The organism is Mycobacterium sp. DHQP2018-32-09 (assembly GCF_058148405.1).
Genome location: NZ_JBYVYK010000008.1, coordinates 74,309 through 91,664 on the forward strand (window position 1 = coordinate 74,309; position 17,356 = coordinate 91,664).

Below are 17,356 nucleotides of genomic sequence, written 5' to 3' on the forward strand. Positions count from 1 at the left end.
GGCGACGACGCTGTCGCTAGTGCACCGGCGGCTAGATGTCGCCACCGTGGCGCATCCATCCGCCGCCCAATCGCGCAATACATGAAAGTGATTCCAGCACAACAGAATACGATCGCCTTTTAAGGGTCGGGGTGCTCCCCTTCGTCGTCTTCGTGGAGCCAGTCAACGTCCTCGCTGAAAACTTCCGGCGCCGCCGCCGCAAGTTCGCGGAGTGTCTCATAACGGTCGGTATTGCAGATCGCGTCATCACGCACGGGACCTGAACGCGGCGCCGGCGACGACCGAGTGGCACGAAACTGGTGGATGCAGCACTGTCGTTTCAGCACATGAGAGTGGCCTCGCCTGGTCGGAGGCTACGTCGAGTCGTCGGCTGAAGCGGTGAGAAGGCGGGTGACCTGGAGGTCGACCGCGCGTTTCAGCTCCGCCTCCGGCACGTCCTCGAGTCCGGCGGCGGCGCGCACGAACGGGCCGAAGAGTCGCCAGCCCAGCCCTAGTGCCACGGTGTGCGCCACGGCGAGTCGTGCGTCGGCTTCGCTGTCGTGACAGTTCCGGAAGCGGTCGACCAGCGTGGCAACGGTGGGGAACTGCCGTTGCAGCTCGCCCGGGTCGTAACCGTCGAGGACGCTGCGCGCCAGTACCTTCCATTGACGTTCGATCAGCGTCTCGATGATCGCCGGGTCGGCGGACGCCTCTCGGGCTGAATCGAGTTCCCGGGCCAGGTGGTCGAGCACCGCGCCGACGAGCTGATCCTTGTTGCCGACGTGCCGAAAGATCAAGCCCTGGTTGACGCCGGACCTCGCGGCGACGTCGCGCAACGACGTGGCTGCGGGCCCGCGCTCGGCAAAGAGGTCCGCGGCATGCGTCAGCACCTTGGCGGTGGTGGCGGCCCGGCTGGAGCCGGTGGCCGCGCGCGGCTCCTCCTGCGGCGTGGTCATCCGACCAAGCTAGCGTGTAGGTTGGTGTAGTCGATCGACTACACCAGGGTCACGGACCACGAGGAGCCGTCATGACGACCACTCTGCCGACCGCGCCGGAACCGCCACACCCCACGGTGCTGCCTGGTTTTCCCGTCGTGGCAGGCCCCTTCGGGCATCTTGCCGTCGAGCGAGAGCGTCTTTCCGCACTGCGGTGGAAGCACTTTCACGCGAAGCAGATAGGTGCGACGTTGGGGGCGGAGATCTCCGGCGTCGACCTCGACCCCTCCCTCGACGAGGCGGTGATCGCCGAGATCCGCCGTGCACTGCACAAGTACAAGGTGCTGTTCTTCCGCGACCAACACCTGACTGGTTCACGGCACGCTGCCGTCGCCAGGCGCTTCGGCGACCTGGAGGTCCATCCCGTCCTCGCCAAGAGCGGTGACGAGGACACCCTCGTGCGATTCGAGAAGAATGCCGACACGTCCGGCGTGGAAAACCTTTGGCACCACGACGTCACCTGGCGCCCACTGCCCTCGATGGCAGCGATGCTGCACGCCGTCACGGTGCCCGACATCGGCGGGGACACCTTGTTCTCCGACATGTACGCGGCCTACGACGCGCTCGACGAGCAGACCAAGGAGGAGATCGACGACCTGTACGCAATCCACGACTTCACCCACGCGTTCGGGCCGCTCCTGAACCCAGAGGAGGCGGCAAGAATGCGCGCCACGCACCCGCCGGTGCGACACCCGGTCGTCTGCACGCACGCGGTCACCGGTCGCAGGCACCTGTACGTCAACCGGGCGTTCGTCAGCCATTTCGAGGGCCGAGACCGAGCAGAGAGCCTCGAACTGCTCGACCGACTCTGCAGGTTCGCCGACTACCCCGAGCATCAGGTCAGGTTCACGTGGTCGGTCGATGCGGTGGCTTTCTGGGACAACCGCGCGGTACAGCACTACGCGGCCAGTGACTACTGGCCCCAGGTTCGAATCATGGAACGCGCATCGATCATCGGGCCCGCGCCTGCACGTTAGGGGCCCGCAGGGGTGGGACGCCGGGACGGGCGACGTGACGCAGGCGACCGCCGCGGAAGTGGCGCGATCCAGCCGCCCATCGCGACACTCGGAAGGCCCTTCAGCGCGGGTCGACGAGTTTCACTTTGAGGAACTGCGGAATCCCGACGCGCTCATAGGTCCTTGCCTGCTTCGGTGAGATCATGGGCAATGCCTTCGACGCGTCGATCAACTCGGGTTCGGTCACGTCGTGGGTGACGCCATCAACCGATAACGTGGCCGTGCCGGCGGCAAACACGTTCTGCAACCAGTCCACGTGGGTCCCGTACGCGACCGGGATGACGTACCCCTCAGGGGTGCGCTGCGCTCCGACTGGCGTCGAGTACTGTTTGCCCGATTTCCTGCCGGTATGTCGAATGCTCGCGGCGTACGCGTTCTTTCGGCCGGCGAGTGGACGCATCAACGGGTTGAGCACGTACTTGTTGAAGACGCGAACTCCGCGCAGCAGAGGACGGGGCCAGGTTCCTGGAGCAATCGCCACGCCCCTGACGATACTCATCGATGGTGCGCAGGAACGTGTGGAAGGCGCACCGCCCCTCGGCCATTGACGTCTCCTACGTCCGAGTCGTCGGCGCGCGCAGCGTCTCCCAGTCGTGTTCGCGTTCCAACTCGCGGAGGCGGTCGGCGGCGCGGTGCCGCAGGAGCAGCGTCGCGCCGACACCGATCACCACGGCGCAGACGAGCGCGACCCACGAGAACCGCGAGAGCCACCGTTCGGCCGCGACGCCGAGGTAGTAGACCACCGCCGTGGTGCCACCGGCCCAGACGAGCCCGCCGGTGGCGTTGGCCAGCAGGAAACGGGGATAGGGCATGTGCAGCGCACCCGCCAGCGGCCCGGCGAAGATCCGCAACAGGGCGATGAACCGCCCGAAGAACACCGCCCACACGCCCCATCGGGTGAAGAACTGCTTGGCCAGCGCCACGTGGCCGACGCCGAAGTGCCGCGGGAAGCGTTGCCCCAACCGTTCGAAGAGCGACATGCCGAAGCGTCGGCCGATGGTGTAGCCGATGGTGTCGCCGACGACGGCGCCGAGCGTGGCGGCCGCCCCGACGGCCACGGGATTGATGTCCAGCGTGTGCCGTGAGGCCAGCAGTGCCGCGGTGACGAGGGCGATTTCCCCGGGCAGCGGTATGCCGAGGCTCTCGAGGCCGATCACGAGGGCCACGACGACGTAGACGGCGGTCGGCGGAATCGTCGCCAGCAGCGTATCGACGGTCATCACAGGAGGATGCACCATGCACGCCGGAGGTCGCTGCCGTCCTGGCCCGCGGCGCCGACCATCCGAACGGTCAGCCGGGTCGGTCCGTCGGCAGCTGCCGCGAGGCCGCCCACGACGCCAGCAGCGTGAGCCCGTCGGCGGTCGGTGTACCGGTGGCTGCGGTGTAGACGGTGAGGTGCAGGGTCGGTTCGTCGGGGAGGTTCATCGACTCGACGTCCAGGTCGAGCCGGCCGACCACGGGATGCCGCAGCCGCTTGCGGCCCGACCGGTGCCGTCGCACGTCCTGCGACGCCCACCGTTGTCCGAACACCTCACTGCACGTGGACAATTCGCCGACCAGCGCGATCAACTGCTCGTCGTGCGGGTTGCGGCCGGCTTCCATCCGCAGCTTCGCCGCCACGTCCCGCGCGATCTGGTCGTAGTCGACGAAGAAGTCGCGCGCCTCTTCGGGGCGCAGGTAGACGAACCGCGCGGTGTTCGCCGCCGGGTGCGAGTCGACCAGCACCGGGGAGAACAGTGCACGCGCCATCGAGTTGGTCGCGAGCACGTCGTAGCGTCCGTTGCAGATCCAGGCGGGTGCATCCGAGAGCGCGTCGAGCACCTGCTGCAGGGCCGGCCGCACCGTCACCGCCGACGTGCGCCGACGTGGTCGAGCGGTGACCCCCGATCGGCGTGCGAGGTGGAAGAGATGATCGCGCTCCGCGTCGTCGAGTCGAAGGGCGGCGGCGACGGCGTAGAGCACGCCGTCGGAGGCCCCGGCGAGGCGGCCGCGCTCCAGACGCACGTAGTAGTCGACCGAGACGCCGGCCAGCATCGCGACCTCTTCCCGGCGCAGACCCGCGACCCGGCGGTTCGTGCCGTACGCCGTTAGGCCGGCCTGCTCCGGGGCGATGCGTGCGCGTCGCGAACGCAGGAATTCCCGGATCTCGGTCCGCGGGTCCACGGTGGTCATGCCTTCACGGTAGGCGCGCGCCCACGGAGCGGGGAGGTCCTGCCGGAACCCCCTACGGCGTGCCCGTCGCGGTCGTGGCCACGCCGCCGTCGACCGGGATGACGGCACCGGTGAGGTAGGACCCGGCACGGCTGGCGAGGAACACGGCCACCCCGGCCATGTCGTCGTCCCGACCGAGCCGGCGCAGCGGAGCCGCGGCGGCGATGGTGTCGCCGATCGCCTCGATGGTGGCGTCCATCATCTGCGAGGGGAACACCCCCGGCGCGACCGCGTTGACGGTGACGTGCTGCGGGCCCAGTTCCCGGGCCAGCACCCTGGTGAGCTGGTGCAGCGCTGCCTTGCTGCTGGCGTAGGAGTAATTCGGCGATTGCGCGACGTGGATGGCGGCGATGCTGCCGACGTTGACGACCCGCGCGGGATCGTCGGCGGTGCCCGCCGCCAGCAGCGCGGGCAGCAGGGCCCGAACCAACCAGAACGGCGCCTTGAGGTTGAGGTCGAGCACCGTGTCCCAGGCTTCGTCGGGGAAGGTCGCCAAGGGTTCGCGCCACATCGCGCCCGCGTTGTTGACGAGGATGTCGAGGCGCTCCGAATCCGACGTCACGAGGTCGGCGAGGCGTCGGCACTCGGCGTGTTGCGACACGTCGGCGGGGATCGCCCGGACGTCGCCGAACGCGGACAGCTGCTGCTGCGCCGCCGCGCACGCGTCCGCACTGCGGGAGCTGATGACCACGCGCGCGCCTGCCTGCAGCAGACCGCGAGCAATCATCAACCCGATGCCCCTGGTCCCCCCGGTGACGACGGCGTACTTGCCCGTCAGATCGAAAAGTGCGGTGTGCGAGGAGGATCGGTTGGTCGTCATCCTCTCCACGCTGGCAGCGGCTCACCGCGGTCGGGAGACCCCGGTGTGCCGGGTACTGCGAGGCCCCCGCGCCGATGGACGTTCGGAGCGCGAGGGCGACCGGCACGGCGGCTGATCATGCATCCGAATGAACGACTGCGGGTGTGCTGGGGTGGCCGGCACGTCCTGAACGTCGGGCGCCAAGACGGGCTGTGAAAGGCGCGGTCCAAGAACAGATCAGCCAATCGAATGTCGGGGGACGTGCCTGTGCATGCGGTCGAGTTTCAATCCGGTGCCGGTGGGGGGTGAGAGGTGTTGGCCCGCTGCTCAGCCCGTTGCCACGGTGAGGTGCAGGCGATCGATGATGCGTAGTGCTTGTGCAGGGTCGCCGCCGTCGAAGACTGCAGCGTGTATTCCGCGCATTGCGCCGGTGATTTCTCGCGCCGCTGCCGGCACGTTGGTGTCAGGATCGATTGCCGCGCTTGCGCGGCACCTCTCCAGGATCTGCTCGACGGCCTGCTCGAAGGTGTCGTGCCAACGCTGGGCGAAACAGTCGGAGCGCGGAACTCCCAGGTCGCGGAACAATACGTGCGCCGACGGTGTGGCGTAGATGGCTTCGGCCGACAGCCGCAGGAAGGTGCTCAACTGCAGGAGCGGTGCAGTTGGCCATTGGGCGCCTTCGTAGTGGTGACGCATTGCCTCGACAAGGACCATGGCAGCGTTGTCGATCGCAGCGCGAAAGAGTTCGCGCTTGCTCTCGAAGTGGTGGAAGGCCGTTCGCAGCGCGACACCGGAGTGACGGGCAACTTCCTCGACCGTTATCCGGCCGTAGTCCTGATCGCGGAGCAATTCCTGCGTGGCGTTCATCAACCGCAGGTCGGTGGGAAGCGACCCCGTGCTGCCGGCGGTCGCGTCGCTGACCCATCGGTGCACGGTGGCAGCGTGCACACCGACCTCTTTGGCAACCGTCGACGCACTTTGGCCGCCGAGCACTCGCTCGACGGCCGCCTGCCGTTCGGCGGCGCCACGACTCGACCTACCGGCCATTCGACGATCGTACGAGCATCACCACTTGCGACTATTGCACTTGAAATGCAATAGTCGCATCATGGAGGCGGCGTTCGCGGCCCCGTGATCGCCCTCGGGCCACCGACACGCATTGGAGGCAGCCGTGCGCAATGACTACCGAACGGCGCGCGCGATGGTGACGGGTGCAAGCTCGGGGATCGGACAGGCCTTTGCGAAGGCACTCGCTGCGCGCGGCTGTGACCTGGTCCTGGTCGCCCGCCGCCAGGACCGGCTCGACCTGCTGTCCAACGAACTGGAGGCGCGACATGGAGTCTCGTGCACTTCGGTGGCCTTCGACCTATCGGTCCAGCACCCGGGAGCCCGATTGCGGCGGCTCGTCGACGGTGACGTGGACATCCTGATCAACAGCGCTGGGTTCGCCGTTCAAGGTGCCTTCATAGAGGGCGACGCGGCAGACTTCGCGCGCGTGCTGGCCGTCGACGTCGCAGCGGTCGTCGACCTCTGCCACGCCTTCTTGCCGGACATGGTCCGACGTCGTCGGGGCGCCATCGTGAACGTATCCAGCACGACTGCGTATCAACCGGTGCCGAGCCTGGCCGTCTACGCTGCGGCCAAGGCGTTCGTCCTCAGCTTCAGTCAATCGCTCTGGTACGAGACACGACGACACGGTGTCACGATCTTCTCGTTCGCGCCGGGACCCACCCGCACCGAGTTCTTCGACGTGATCGGCGAAACTGCCACTGCGGTGGGCCACATGCAGTCCGCCGACCAGGTCGCGGCGGCCGGCCTGCGAGCGCTTGATCGTCGCCGTACGCCGCCCTCTGCCGTGTCGGGACTCAGCAACACGATCACCGCTGCGCTGGCACGGCTGATCCCACGGCGTGTGCTGATGCCCGCGCTTGCACGGTCGCTGCGATCGGTGGGGCCGCAATGAAGACCACCAACATCGTTCATCGCACGACGGTCCCGTTGAATCCTGAAGGTAGGAGCACGTCATGATCCTGGTTACCAGCGCAGCGGGCGGTGTCGGACGTCCTCTGGTTCGACAGCTCGTCGCCAACGGACGAGTCGTGCGGGCGTTCGTCAAGAACGAGGACCAGGCGCGACGATCGCGGGCAGACGGGGCAGCCGAAACCGTGATCGGCGACCTGCGGCGACCGGGCGATCTGGAGAACGCACTGCGCGGAGCCCGGCAGATCTACCATGCAGCCCCCACCCAGCTAGTCGTCGAAGTGCCCGTGGCCGAACGCCTGATCGCGGCTGCCAAGGCGGAACGGCTCGATCAGGTCGTGTTCCACTCGGTCATCCACCCTGACATCGCCGAACTCCCGCATCATCGGCAGAAGCTCGAGGTCGAAGCGATGCTGCACGACTCGGGTCTGCCCGTGACCGTGCTTCGTCCCTCGCACTACATGCAGAACGTGCTGGACTTCTGGAACTTCTTCGGCGCGGGGCTGCTCCCGTACCCCACCTCGCCGCAGAGCCGCATGGGCGTGGTCGACGTCGACGACGTCGCCTCCGCGGCGGCGAACGTGCTGACCCGCCCAGGGGATCACATCGGCGAGACCTATGACCTGTCGACGGTGGAACTCACCCGCCATGACATGGCGCGAGTCTGGGGCCGAGTGCTCGGTCATCCGATGGTCGCCGTACGAATCCCCCCGCAAGCACTGACGAGTCCGCTGTCGGCGGTGGGTCCCTTCGGGCCTGCCATCGTCAAATCACTGCTGTCGACCAGATTGCGTTCCCTCTCCCACGTCGTTCGAGGACTGCGCGCGGCACCGAACACACGAGGGTTTCAAAGCTGGTCGCCGGAAGCGCAGGACACGTACGTGCAGATGATGAAGTACTACGACGTCCACGGACTTCCGGCAGGCCATCTTGACCATCTTCCGATGGTTTTGCGAAGGTCACCAACCAATTACGAGCAATTCGCTCGTCGTGTCGTGGCGTCGCGGCGAGTGGACGACGTCGTATAGAAGGTCTCATTCACGCGGCGGTCCAGACGAGTGCGCACTGGTCCCCGAAGACCCGGCCGCCGCCGGTCACGCGGAGACGTCGAGCGCTGCGCTGACGATCGCGTCGTCGTCGATCCCGTGGTAGCGGTAGACGGCGTCGAGGTCGCCCGCTTGGCCGAAGCCGCTGACTCCCAGTGACTTACAGCGGACCCGATTGACCGTCGCCAAGAAGTCCAGCGTGTGGGGATGCCCGTCGAGGACGGTCACCATGGGCGCGGCCCGCTCGGCGGGGAATACCTGCTCGAGGATCCACGAAGGTTCCTCCGCAAGGCCGGCGCGGGCGCGGACGGCGCGGTAGAGCAGGTCGGCACTGGTCACACACACCACCTCGGCGTCCACTCCCATGCCGGCAAGCCGCGCGGCCGCTCGGAGCGCCTCGGTCACCAAGGCGCCCATCACCACGATGGTCACTGCTGGACTGCTGGCAGTGCGCAACGTGTATGCACCGGCGAGCACGTGGCGGCGCCGCCGATCGCGGGCTGCGGGGTCCTGCGGAACGAGGGCCAACTCCTGGCGTACCGGGCGTGTGGACAGCCGAAGATACGACGAGGTCCCGTCGGGTCGACCCAGTCGGCTGATGCAGTGCAGCAGGATCCATTCGACCTCGACGGCGAAGGCAGGTTCGTAGCTCAGGCAACCGGGTTGTTCCAACCCCACGGACGGCGTCGTGATCGATTGGTGGGCGCCGCCCTCGGCGGCCAGCGTGACGCCGGACGGGGTACCGACGAGGATGGATTGTCCGCCGGCGTAGATACCGAACGACCAGGGTTCGAGGGCGCGTTCGACGAAGGGGTCGTAGAGGACGCCGATGGGGAACAGCGGTTGCCCCCACCTGCTCCAGGAGGTGCCGAGTTCGCCGAGCAGGCCCACCAGGTTGACTTCGGCGATGCCGAGTTCCATGTGCTGCCCCGTCGGCAACTCGCGCCAGTGCATCAGCGTGTCCGCGTCGTCGGCGAACCAGTCGGGCCGCGCGGAGGGTGACCACACCCCGACCTTGTTCAACCATCCGGCGAGATTCGTGCTGGAGCTGACGTCGGGGCTCACCGTCACGACCCGCCGCGCGACTTCCGGGGCCTCTCGGGTGAGGTCGAGCAACGTGCGCCCGAGGGCGCTCTGGGTGTTCGACACGGCAGGCGGGGTGCGGCCGAGGTCGACCGGCACGGCCGGCGGTTCGACCACGTGCACGTCGGGCCGGCGGAGACGTTCGGCGGTCTGCCGGCACAGTTGGCCCAACGACGACTCCGGATCGAAGCGCCGGAAGGGTTGCCGAAGGTCTTCGCCGAGAGTCGCTGCCAGCTCGGCGAATTGACCGTCGGTCAGCAGCGAGGAGTGATTCTGCGGGTGGCCCTGCGTGGGCAGGCCGTGCCCCTTGATGGTGTAAGCGAGGATGACCGTGGGACGTGAGTCGTCGATTGCGGCGTAGGCGTCCTGCAGGGCCGCGATGTCGTGGCCTCCGAGGTTGGCGATCGCCCGTAGGAGCAAGCCATCTTCGAGTTCGGCGATGAGCGCGGCGACCGCGGCCGCGTCCGGTCCGTCACCGGGCAATCGTTGGCGTAGTTCGGGCGCGGCGCAACGCAGCAGGCGCTGATACTCCGGATTGGGCATCGCGAGGATGCGGCGTCGCAGAGCGTCGCCACCAGGGCGGCCGAACAGCGTCTCGAGCACTTTTCCGAACTTCACCACGAGCACCTGCCAGCCCGCTGCGGTGAACATGTCGTGGAGGCGCTCGGACGCGATGTGGGGCACGACGCGATCCAGCGATTGGCGATTCATGTCGACGATCCAGACGATCTCGCCGAGTTCGGGCACCGTGGGGTCCAACACGGCTTCCCAGATCGCGCCTTCGTCGAGTTCGGCGTCACCGACGAGCGAGTACTGGCGTCCCGTTCCCGCGCCGCCGAACGCGGTGTCGACGTAGCGCCGGGTGATCGTGGCCCAGATCGGCGCCGTGGCACCGATTCCCACGGATCCGGTGGAGTAGTCGACCGGGTCGGGGTCCTTGGTGCGGCTCGGGTAGCTCTGCAGGCCCCCGAATTCCCGCAGTGTCGTCATGTAGCGCTCGTCGAGCGTGCCCAGCAGGTAGTGGATGCCGTGCAGTACCGGGGACGCATGCGGTTTCACCGAGACCCGGTCACCCCGGCGCAGGTGCCCAAAATAGAGCGACGTCATGATCTCGACCATGGAGGCCGACGACGCCTGGTGCCCGCCGACCTTGACACCGCTCGGATTGGGGCGGACGCGGTTGGCGTGGTGCACCATCGCCGTGGACAACCACAGCACCCTGGCAGAGACGCGCTGCAGGTCGGGCACCGCTGCCGCGGGGTCGGCGATCGTCATGGGCGTTGGCTCTCGGCCCGAACGGACGTGGGCTTCCCCGGATCGTTCCGGCGGGGGTGGACCTGCTGCCACGCGTGGTCGACGAACTCGGCGAGCTGATCGATTCCCCCGCCGGAGCGGGTGCGCCACACGACGTGCCCATCGGGTCGCACGACGACGGCACCGTGCTCACCGACGTCGAAGAGCGCGATCAGCGCAGCCTGCCCGTCCTCGCTCGGTGCGGCCAGGGTGACCACCGTGAGCGGCGTCGCATGCCAGTTCGCCAGATGCGTGCCCCAGAGTCGGGGGTCCGCGGTGAACAGCGTGAGTCCCCTTGGGGCGATCGCGTCGTGGGTGGTCGTCTGCGAGCCGTCATCGCGACGGATGCAGGCGTGCGGCAGGCGAGCACCGGGATGGGTGGTGGGGTGGTAGCGCGCGACGTCGCCGCTGGGGCAGGGACCTTCGGCGTCGGCGATGAGGGGGCCGGTATACGAGTAGCCGAATTCGAGCCCGCTGGCGACGAAGTGCTCCTCTTGGTTCGGGATGGCCCTGGCCATCTGCTCGCGCAGGCGACGGCTGCGCGGGTTCTGGCGCAGTAGGCGACGGGTGCGGGAGGTCTGCGCGAGGGTCAGCGCGTCGGCGACGCGCGCGATGACGTCGTCGGGAACCCTGGACAGGGGCAGCGTGCCGAACAGCTCGGTGGCTCGGTGCAGTGAGCGGTTGGTGATGCCGAGTGGGGCGGTCACGTCGTCCAGTGTGAAGTGGTTGTGCGCGCTCTGGGCGGCGAATCGTTCGACGACCGGCCTCCGCTCGATCTCGTAGGTGTCCAGCAGCGTGTCGGGAGCTCCGGCGTGTAGGACGGCGTCGAGTTTCCAGGCGAGGTTGTGCGCGTCCTGAACGCCGCTGTTGAGTCCGAATCCGCCGGTGTGGGGGAAGCGGTGGGCCGCATCCCCGACGAGCAGCAGCGGTCCGCGACGGAAGCGATCCGCGATCTGCTTGGTCATGGTCCACGTCCCCGTCGAGCGGATGCGGTAGTCAGTGGAGCCGATCACGTGCGGCAGGACGCGGTCCCAGAATCGCCGGCCGTCGCGTGCGACCCGTTGAGCTGAATGAAGATACGGGGTCATGAGCACGTAGTCGTCGTCGGCGTGGGCGATCATCACTCCGCTGAAGCGAGGGTGGTAGATCCAACTGAGCAGTGGCCGGTCAGCACCGGCGGGGTACAGGTTGGGCGCGTGAAAGAAGACGCTGCCCATGTTGGCCAGCACCGGGCCGCGCATCGCGATTCCGACCGCGTCACGCAACGAGCTGTTGGCGCCGTCGGCGGCGATGACGTAACGCGCTGCGGTCGAACACGTGTCGCCGCTCGAGGAGCGCAGGGTCAACCGCTCGCCGTTCCACTCGGCGCGGTGTCCCCGCCGGAAGTCGATCAGGGGCTCCTCGTCGAGGGCCTCCCACATCGCGGGCATGAGCAGGTGCTGACCGATGTGGGAGATGAGGTAGGGACTGTGCGAGCGGACCTCGGCGAGCCGCTCGGGTTGCGAGAGCAGGTCGATCTCTCCGAGCGGTTGCGCTCGCACGTCGGTACACCAGCGGATGAGGTTCACGGTGTCGATGGCGGGGGTGATCGCCTCCAGGACGCGGCCGAGCGTCGGGGAGGCCTGGTTCCAGATCTCCAGCGTGCGCGCGTTGATGACGTGCGCAGCTGGATGCAAGCGTGGGTCCTCACGCTGATCGACCATGGTGCTGGGGATGTCGTACCGGGCCAACAGGAGCGCGAGGGTGGATCCGGCGGCGCCGGCACCGACGATGACGATGGGATCAGAGGCCACGTTTCACAGCGTCTTCCACGTGATGGCTCGTTTGTTGGCGCGAGGCTTGGTCCCCGGGCGTACTCCGGCGCCGCGCGTCAGCAGCTCGTCCGGGGTCGCGCCGGCCCGCAACTTCTCGAGCAGGTAGCTGGGATCGATGTTGGTGCCGATCGGATTCTCGGCGAACTCGTGACTGCCGAAGTACTCGGCCGTCTGTTGAGCGGTGGGGAAGTTCTCGGTCTGAAACTCGAGCCGAATGCCCTCCGGGTCCTCGTAATACAGGCTGGTGGTCGGCCCGTGGTAGATCGACCACACCGGGGTGATCCCCACCGCCTCCAGCCGTTCGTAGGTCAGCAACAGCCGTTCGATCGAGGTGAAGGTGAATGCGAGATGGTCGATGCCGTAGGTCTTGCGGCGCAACCGGGACAGCGGAAAGACGTAGCGCACCGGCGGCGGCAGCTTGACCAGAGCCAGCCGGTGGCTCTCGTGATCCCATGTCAGAAAGGCGATCTGGTGGTCTTCGTGCACCACGCGGGCGCCGAAGACGTGTCCGTACCAGTCGATCATCTCCGCACTGCGAGCGGTCTTGACCACCCAGTGGGCGATGAAGTCGGGAACCAGACGGTCGGGCAGCTCCGCGAGATCGGGCGTGGTCGTCGAGTCCGGCTCGTCCGGCTGGGAGGGTTGCAGCGGGCTGGGTGTGGCGCTCATGACGGCTCCTTGCACGTGGTGGGGGCGACGATGACGTTTCGTTGGGTGCCCAGGTCGATGGTTCCGGAGGCGTTGCGAATGGAGGAGGTGACGACGTCACCGGGTGACAGGTAGGGCTTGCGCTGGTTCCGTGCGATGAAGGCCGCCCACATCCTGTCCTCTGGCAGCAATGCGGTTGCCAGGCGTCGAACCGCGGCGGGTGGCGAGGTCGCCACACAGCCGTGTGGGGTGCCGGTCAACAGGACGTCACCCGGGCTGGTGTCGCAGAACTCGCTCAGTTCGGTCAGCGTCTCGGCCGGGCGGTAGAGCATGTTGGCGGTGTTGTCGGCCTGGCGCACCACGCCATTGACCGCCAACCGCAGATCGAGGTCGTCGAGCAGAGGCACGTCCTCTGGCTCGATGACGGCCAACACGGGTCCCAGGGGACAGAACCCGCGGTAGCTCTTGCCCTTGAGGTACTGCCCCTGCGGCAGCTGCACGTCCCGGGCGGAGACGTCGTTGGCGATCGTGATGCCGAAGACGTACTCGTGGAGGTTCTCCGCGGTCACGGTGACCGGCGCCGTAACCGGCTGCCGCAGGACGAGCGCCAGCTCGATCTCGTGGTCGAGCAACGTGACGTGCGCCGGCCGGGTGATGGCGGCGGTCGGCCCGGTGACGGCGGCATCGGTCTTGTCGAAGAACAGGTTGAAGGCGCGTTCGTCGGGATTCATGCCGGATTCGATGGCGTGCTGGCGATAGTTGGCGCCCTGGCACATCACGCGGCATGGCGTGGTGACGGGGGAGAGCAGTTCCACATCGGAGAGCGGCACCTCCCCGGATCGGGTTGCCGCGGCGAGCCAGTCGGATCGGCCCCCGGCGATGAGGTCGGCGGTGCGACGGTACCGCCCGGTCAGAGGCGAGATGGCAGCACCCGTGCGGACGCCCCAATGGGTCTGCGTGTTGTCCCGGTACCGTACGAGATGGACGACCACCGACTTCTCCACGTCTGCCCGTCGGGCGACGGGCTCGGCTACCAGTCAAGCGGGCCGAGGCGCACCGCCACTCGTGGTCGAGTCCACATTCGGTCGTCGCGCGTTGGACGTCAGTCCATGGCGGTGGTGTGCCGGTCGTCGAGGATCGTGTCGCCGAACTCCTCGACGATCAGCAGCGCGGCATGCAGTTGCACGCGGCGCTCGCTGACCGGGCGGCCCCGCAACTGTTCGGCGCGCTGCACTCGATAGGCGACGGTATTGCGGGCGACGTGGAGTTCGGCGGCGGTGCCTGCCAGGCTCCGGTCGCGGTTCAGGTAGCAGGTGAGGGTGTGGCGCATCGTGGCCACCGACGCGCCGGCGCCGGCCAATTCGCCGAGTTCGCGTGAGACGAACTCGCGAGCCGTGGGAAGGTCGGCGGTGAGCATGGCGACGATGTCGACGTCCGAGTAACGGAACGCTTCGCCACCGCGCGCGGACATGCGGCCGACCCGAGCCGCTTCCTGGGCCTGTTGATGGCTGCGTCGGAAGCCCTCCACTCCCCGGTGTGCAAGTCCGACCGCGGTGCGGACGCCGATCGGCGAAGACGACGTCGACGTGTCGGGCTGCGGCGGGTGCGCGGTGCGCGAGCCCCACGCCCACACCTGGTGGGCACCCACCGGAAGCACCAGCGTGGCGGTGCAGCCCGCTGTCGAAAGACACTGTTCTGCAGCCATTCTCAGATCGCGCGGTCCGGCCGCCGTGGCGGGTCCCGACCACGCGACCACGGCCAGATGCCAACGCTCGAGGTCGTAACCCAGGATTCGCGTGGCGCGCTCGGGCGGCACGGCGGTCCCGTTCAGCAGGTCCTCGACGATCTCCATCCGCAGGGCAGCCGAACTGGTGAGCCAGGCCTCGTGGGCACGGGCGTACTCGCCGGCCATCCTGTCGGTCAGGAGGTCGACGATCCCGAACAGCACCTGGTTGATGCGTCGCATCTCGACGAAGCGCTGCGGCTCCGGCACCATCTGTTCGGCGGCGTCGAGCAGCACACGGGTGGCCGTGCCATGGGCAACGTGGATGCTGCGCAGCATGTGTTCGATGCCGATGCCGCGCACGACCACCTCCGGCGGCCCGGACAGCACCTCGGGCATGACCGCGAACGTCACGTCGTCGTCGAGGGCGAGTGCGGTCAGGGCGCCCAACGCGACGGCTTCGCAACCCTTGTGGACTTCCGCGGCGACCGCATCCGATCCCAGTTCGGGAACGGCCGAGGTGATGCTGGCCGCCATCCGTGCCCCGAGTTCGACGGCCCATCCCGCCGGTCCCTGCCCCAGCGTGGTCGCCACCTCCGTGGCGCGGTGGGGTAGGACCGACGCCGTGAGGAACGCGTCTTCGGTGGCGGGTGCGAGTGCGGTGAACCAGGGACGTGTCATCGTTGGAGTCGCGGTCCTCCGGTCACCGGGTGCGTCGGTGGACGACGGCGACGCCGCCGGCTGCGGGCGCGTTGGCGATGCCCCGGGATCGGGGCTTCTCGGCGGGCTCGGTGGTGGGTTCGAACGTGAACGCGCGCAGCATCTCCCGCAGCGTGATCAGCATCTCGGTATTGGCGAAGGCCGCCCCGACGCAGCGTCGTACCCCGCCGCCGTAGGGAATCCACGAGCTGGTGTCGGGCTTGTCGTGAAGGAAGCGGGTCGGGTCGAAGCGGGCGGGGTCGGGGTAATTGGCGGGCGAGGAGTGCGACAAGGCGATGCTGGCGATGACGGTGTGCCCGGCGGGAAGCACCCAATCCCCCAATCGGGTACGACGCGTGGTCCTGCGCAGCACGCCGGGGATCACGGGGCGGCTGCGCTGCACTTCCCACACGGTGGCTTGCAAGAGGTCGGAACTGTCGGAGTCCACCTCGTCGACGAGGCGGGAGAGCATCTCGGGGTGTCGGCGGAGCCGCTCGACGGCCCAGGCCAGCGTGGTCGCCGTGGTCTCGTGACCTGCGGCCAGCAGGGTTTGTAGTTCGTCGATGACGTGATCGTCGGGAAGCGGCCTGCCGTCCTCGTCGCGGGCGGCCACCAGCATGGCCAGTACGTCGGTGCGTTCGTCGAGATCGGCTGCGGCCCTGGCCCGGTGGATGAGGCCGGCGATGACGTCGTCACACTCACGGCGCATCCGCTCCAGGCGGCCCCATGGGCTCCACGGGCCCAGGTCGCGGCGTAGTCCGGCGGGGAGCACGGTCAGGCGGGACGCCAGCAGCACCGCGGGTGGAAGGATGTCGCGCAAGGCTGCCAGCTCGGGTCCGTCGGCGCCGAACACCGCGCGCAGGATCGCGTTGAGGGTGATGCGCATCATCGACGGCAGGGTCGCGAACGGCACGCCGATCGGCCAGGTGGCCAGCTCGCGGGCGACCTCTTCTTCGATGATGCGTTCGTAGACGTGCATGCGTTTGCCGTGCAGAGGCGGTGCGAGCACTCGCCGACGGGCCAGATGTGGCGGTCCGTTGAGGCTGAACGTCGAACCCGGGCCGATGACGTCACCGAGATTGGTGATCGTCTCCACCAGGTCGCCGGCGGTGAACAACTCCTTGATCAAGGCCGGATCGCTGAGGACGACGGTGTCGCCGAAGAGCGGAAGCGAAGCGCTGAACGCCGAACCATGGCGTTGGCGTGCCCATTCGAGGGCGCGCGGTCGATCGACGAGCATCGCCGCGCCCTGGACGATCCGCGGTAGGGACACCCCGGGTGGCAGACACACCGGGTCACTGGTCGGCTGAGCCACGAGGCCTCCTTGGTACAGACGCGTACTGCAACGTTAGTACACGTCTGTACCAGACGCGAGCGGCGGCCTAGGATCGGTGCGAAGGAGGATCGACCAACGTGGACCGAGCGATGCATCGCGGGCGGGTGCCCGGCGAGGGCAGCGATGCCACCGGGGGCTATCGGCGCCGCATCCTGGACGCGATGGGGGAGTGCATCGCCGACGTCGGCTATGGCAACACGATGGTGGCCGATGTCGTCCGCCGGGCCAAGACCTCGAAGAGCAAGTTCTACGCCGAGTTCACCGACCGCGAGGCCTGTCTCGTGGCCCTGCTGTCGGAGACCAACGACGCGAACCTGGATGCCGTTGCCGCCGCCGTCGATCCGACCGCACCGTGGCACGTCCAGGTACGTCAAGCGGTGGAGACCTGGTTCGACTGGGCCGAACGTCGTCGGCACCTCACGCTCACCTGGATCCGCGACGTGCCGGCGCTGGGTCCCTCGGCCCGCTCCCTGCAGCGCATCGCGATGGACCGGTTCGTCGGCCTGGTCCGCACCTTGAGCGACACCGACGAACTCAAGTCCGTCGGGATCGATCCGGTGCCCCACGCGCGCGCCGTGTTGTTGATCGGTGGTCTTCGAGAACTGGCGGCCCACACGGTCGAGCACGAGCGTCCCTTGGCGGCCGTCACCGAGGAGGCCGTACGTAGCGCCATCGCGCTGATCAATCCCGCCGTCCCGACCCACTGAGCCGGCGCTTCGATCGCTGCGGTCGTC

Annotated in this window: 16 protein-coding genes; 4 read left to right on the plus strand and 12 right to left on the minus strand. The window is 67.9% G+C overall.

Annotated elements, in window-relative coordinates; translation table 11 throughout:
• Nucleotides 1–353: 353 nt before the first annotated feature.
• Nucleotides 354–935, minus strand: coding sequence for a TetR/AcrR family transcriptional regulator (locus AC30CM_RS06150; RefSeq protein ID WP_490115946.1), 582 nt, complete (start codon nt 933–935; stop codon nt 354–356).
• A gap of 71 nt (nt 936–1,006) precedes the next feature.
• Between AC30CM_RS06150 and AC30CM_RS06155 the strand changes: the two genes are divergently transcribed.
• A complete protein-coding gene (locus AC30CM_RS06155) occupies nt 1,007–1,951 on the plus strand; it encodes a TauD/TfdA dioxygenase family protein (protein ID WP_490115947.1) in 945 nt (314 codons plus the stop codon).
• A gap of 100 nt (nt 1,952–2,051) precedes the next feature.
• Here AC30CM_RS06155 and AC30CM_RS06160 read toward each other — a convergent pair whose 3' ends face one another.
• From AC30CM_RS06160 to AC30CM_RS06180, 5 genes are all read right to left on the minus strand, one after another.
• Nucleotides 2,052–2,471 (minus strand): nitroreductase family deazaflavin-dependent oxidoreductase, encoded by a 420-nt coding sequence (locus tag AC30CM_RS06160; protein ID WP_490115948.1) that lies wholly within the window; start codon nt 2,469–2,471, stop codon nt 2,052–2,054.
• A 73-nt stretch (nt 2,472–2,544) separates the two neighbouring features.
• Nucleotides 2,545–3,210 (minus strand): DedA family protein, encoded by a 666-nt coding sequence (locus tag AC30CM_RS06165; RefSeq protein ID WP_490115949.1) that lies wholly within the window; start codon nt 3,208–3,210, stop codon nt 2,545–2,547.
• Nucleotides 3,211–3,280: 70 nt separating this feature from the next.
• Nucleotides 3,281–4,162, minus strand: a complete 882-nt coding sequence (locus AC30CM_RS06170) for a helix-turn-helix transcriptional regulator (protein ID WP_490115950.1) — start codon at nt 4,160–4,162, stop codon at nt 3,281–3,283.
• Nucleotides 4,163–4,214: 52 nt separating this feature from the next.
• On the minus strand, nt 4,215–5,021 hold the full coding sequence (locus AC30CM_RS06175; protein ID WP_490115951.1) for an SDR family oxidoreductase: 807 nt from the start codon (nt 5,019–5,021) through the stop codon (nt 4,215–4,217).
• Nucleotides 5,022–5,327: 306 nt separating this feature from the next.
• Nucleotides 5,328–6,047 (minus strand): TetR family transcriptional regulator, encoded by a 720-nt coding sequence (locus tag AC30CM_RS06180; RefSeq protein WP_490115952.1) that lies wholly within the window; start codon nt 6,045–6,047, stop codon nt 5,328–5,330.
• Nucleotides 6,048–6,171: 124 nt separating this feature from the next.
• Here AC30CM_RS06180 and AC30CM_RS06185 point away from each other — a divergent pair, with 124 nt between their 5' ends.
• Complete coding sequence (locus AC30CM_RS06185; protein WP_490115953.1) at nt 6,172–6,963, plus strand: SDR family NAD(P)-dependent oxidoreductase; 792 nt, start codon at nt 6,172–6,174, stop codon at nt 6,961–6,963.
• A 61-nt stretch (nt 6,964–7,024) separates the two neighbouring features.
• Nucleotides 7,025–8,008, plus strand: a complete 984-nt coding sequence (locus AC30CM_RS06190; protein WP_490115954.1) for an SDR family oxidoreductase — start codon at nt 7,025–7,027, stop codon at nt 8,006–8,008.
• Nucleotides 8,009–8,074: 66 nt separating this feature from the next.
• Here AC30CM_RS06190 and AC30CM_RS06195 read toward each other — a convergent pair whose 3' ends face one another.
• The 6 genes from AC30CM_RS06195 to AC30CM_RS06220 form a co-directional block, all read right to left on the minus strand.
• Nucleotides 8,075–10,384, minus strand: coding sequence for a transketolase-like TK C-terminal-containing protein (locus tag AC30CM_RS06195; protein ID WP_490115955.1), 2,310 nt, complete (start codon nt 10,382–10,384; stop codon nt 8,075–8,077).
• On the minus strand, nt 10,381–12,195 hold the full coding sequence (locus tag AC30CM_RS06200; RefSeq protein WP_490115956.1) for an FAD-dependent monooxygenase: 1,815 nt from the start codon (nt 12,193–12,195) through the stop codon (nt 10,381–10,383). Before AC30CM_RS06200 ends, AC30CM_RS06195 begins: the two co-directional genes overlap by 4 nt.
• 3 nt (nt 12,196–12,198) lie before the next feature.
• The gene (locus tag AC30CM_RS06205; RefSeq protein WP_490115957.1) at nt 12,199–12,885 is read right to left on the minus strand and encodes a VOC family protein; all 687 of its coding nucleotides are present in this window, start codon (nt 12,883–12,885) and stop codon (nt 12,199–12,201) included.
• Nucleotides 12,882–13,856, minus strand: coding sequence for a fumarylacetoacetate hydrolase family protein (locus AC30CM_RS06210; RefSeq protein WP_490115958.1), 975 nt, complete (start codon nt 13,854–13,856; stop codon nt 12,882–12,884). The genes AC30CM_RS06205 and AC30CM_RS06210 overlap by 4 nt, the downstream gene beginning before the upstream one ends.
• A gap of 110 nt (nt 13,857–13,966) precedes the next feature.
• Entirely contained in the window at nt 13,967–15,268 is a 1,302-nt protein-coding gene (locus tag AC30CM_RS06215) for a PucR family transcriptional regulator (protein WP_490115959.1), read from the minus strand.
• 22 nt (nt 15,269–15,290) lie between these two features.
• Nucleotides 15,291–16,601, minus strand: coding sequence for a cytochrome P450 (locus AC30CM_RS06220; protein ID WP_490115960.1), 1,311 nt, complete (start codon nt 16,599–16,601; stop codon nt 15,291–15,293).
• A 98-nt stretch (nt 16,602–16,699) separates the two neighbouring features.
• Between AC30CM_RS06220 and AC30CM_RS06225 the strand changes: the two genes are divergently transcribed.
• Nucleotides 16,700–17,329, plus strand: coding sequence for a TetR/AcrR family transcriptional regulator (locus AC30CM_RS06225; protein ID WP_490115961.1), 630 nt, complete (start codon nt 16,700–16,702; stop codon nt 17,327–17,329).
• Nucleotides 17,330–17,356: the final 27 nt, after the last annotated feature.

Excerpts from the sequence above, each read along its gene's own strand:
- AC30CM_RS06150 (WP_490115946.1), bottom strand. The coding sequence starts at position 935 with ATGACCACGCCGCAGGAGGAGCCGCGCGCGGCCACCGGCTCCAGCCGG.
- AC30CM_RS06155 (WP_490115947.1), top strand. The coding sequence starts at position 1,007 with ATGACGACCACTCTGCCGACCGCGCCGGAACCGCCACACCCCACGGTG.
- AC30CM_RS06165 (WP_490115949.1), bottom strand. The coding sequence starts at position 3,210 with ATGACCGTCGATACGCTGCTGGCGACGATTCCGCCGACCGCCGTCTAC.
- AC30CM_RS06170 (WP_490115950.1), bottom strand. The coding sequence starts at position 4,162 with ATGACCACCGTGGACCCGCGGACCGAGATCCGGGAATTCCTGCGTTCG.
- AC30CM_RS06175 (WP_490115951.1), bottom strand. The coding sequence starts at position 5,021 with ATGACGACCAACCGATCCTCCTCGCACACCGCACTTTTCGATCTGACG.
- AC30CM_RS06180 (WP_490115952.1), bottom strand. The coding sequence starts at position 6,047 with ATGGCCGGTAGGTCGAGTCGTGGCGCCGCCGAACGGCAGGCGGCCGTC.
- AC30CM_RS06190 (WP_490115954.1), top strand. The coding sequence starts at position 7,025 with ATGATCCTGGTTACCAGCGCAGCGGGCGGTGTCGGACGTCCTCTGGTT.
- AC30CM_RS06195 (WP_490115955.1), bottom strand. The coding sequence starts at position 10,384 with ATGACGATCGCCGACCCCGCGGCAGCGGTGCCCGACCTGCAGCGCGTC.
- AC30CM_RS06205 (WP_490115957.1), bottom strand. The coding sequence starts at position 12,885 with ATGAGCGCCACACCCAGCCCGCTGCAACCCTCCCAGCCGGACGAGCCG.
- AC30CM_RS06215 (WP_490115959.1), bottom strand. The coding sequence starts at position 15,268 with ATGACACGTCCCTGGTTCACCGCACTCGCACCCGCCACCGAAGACGCG.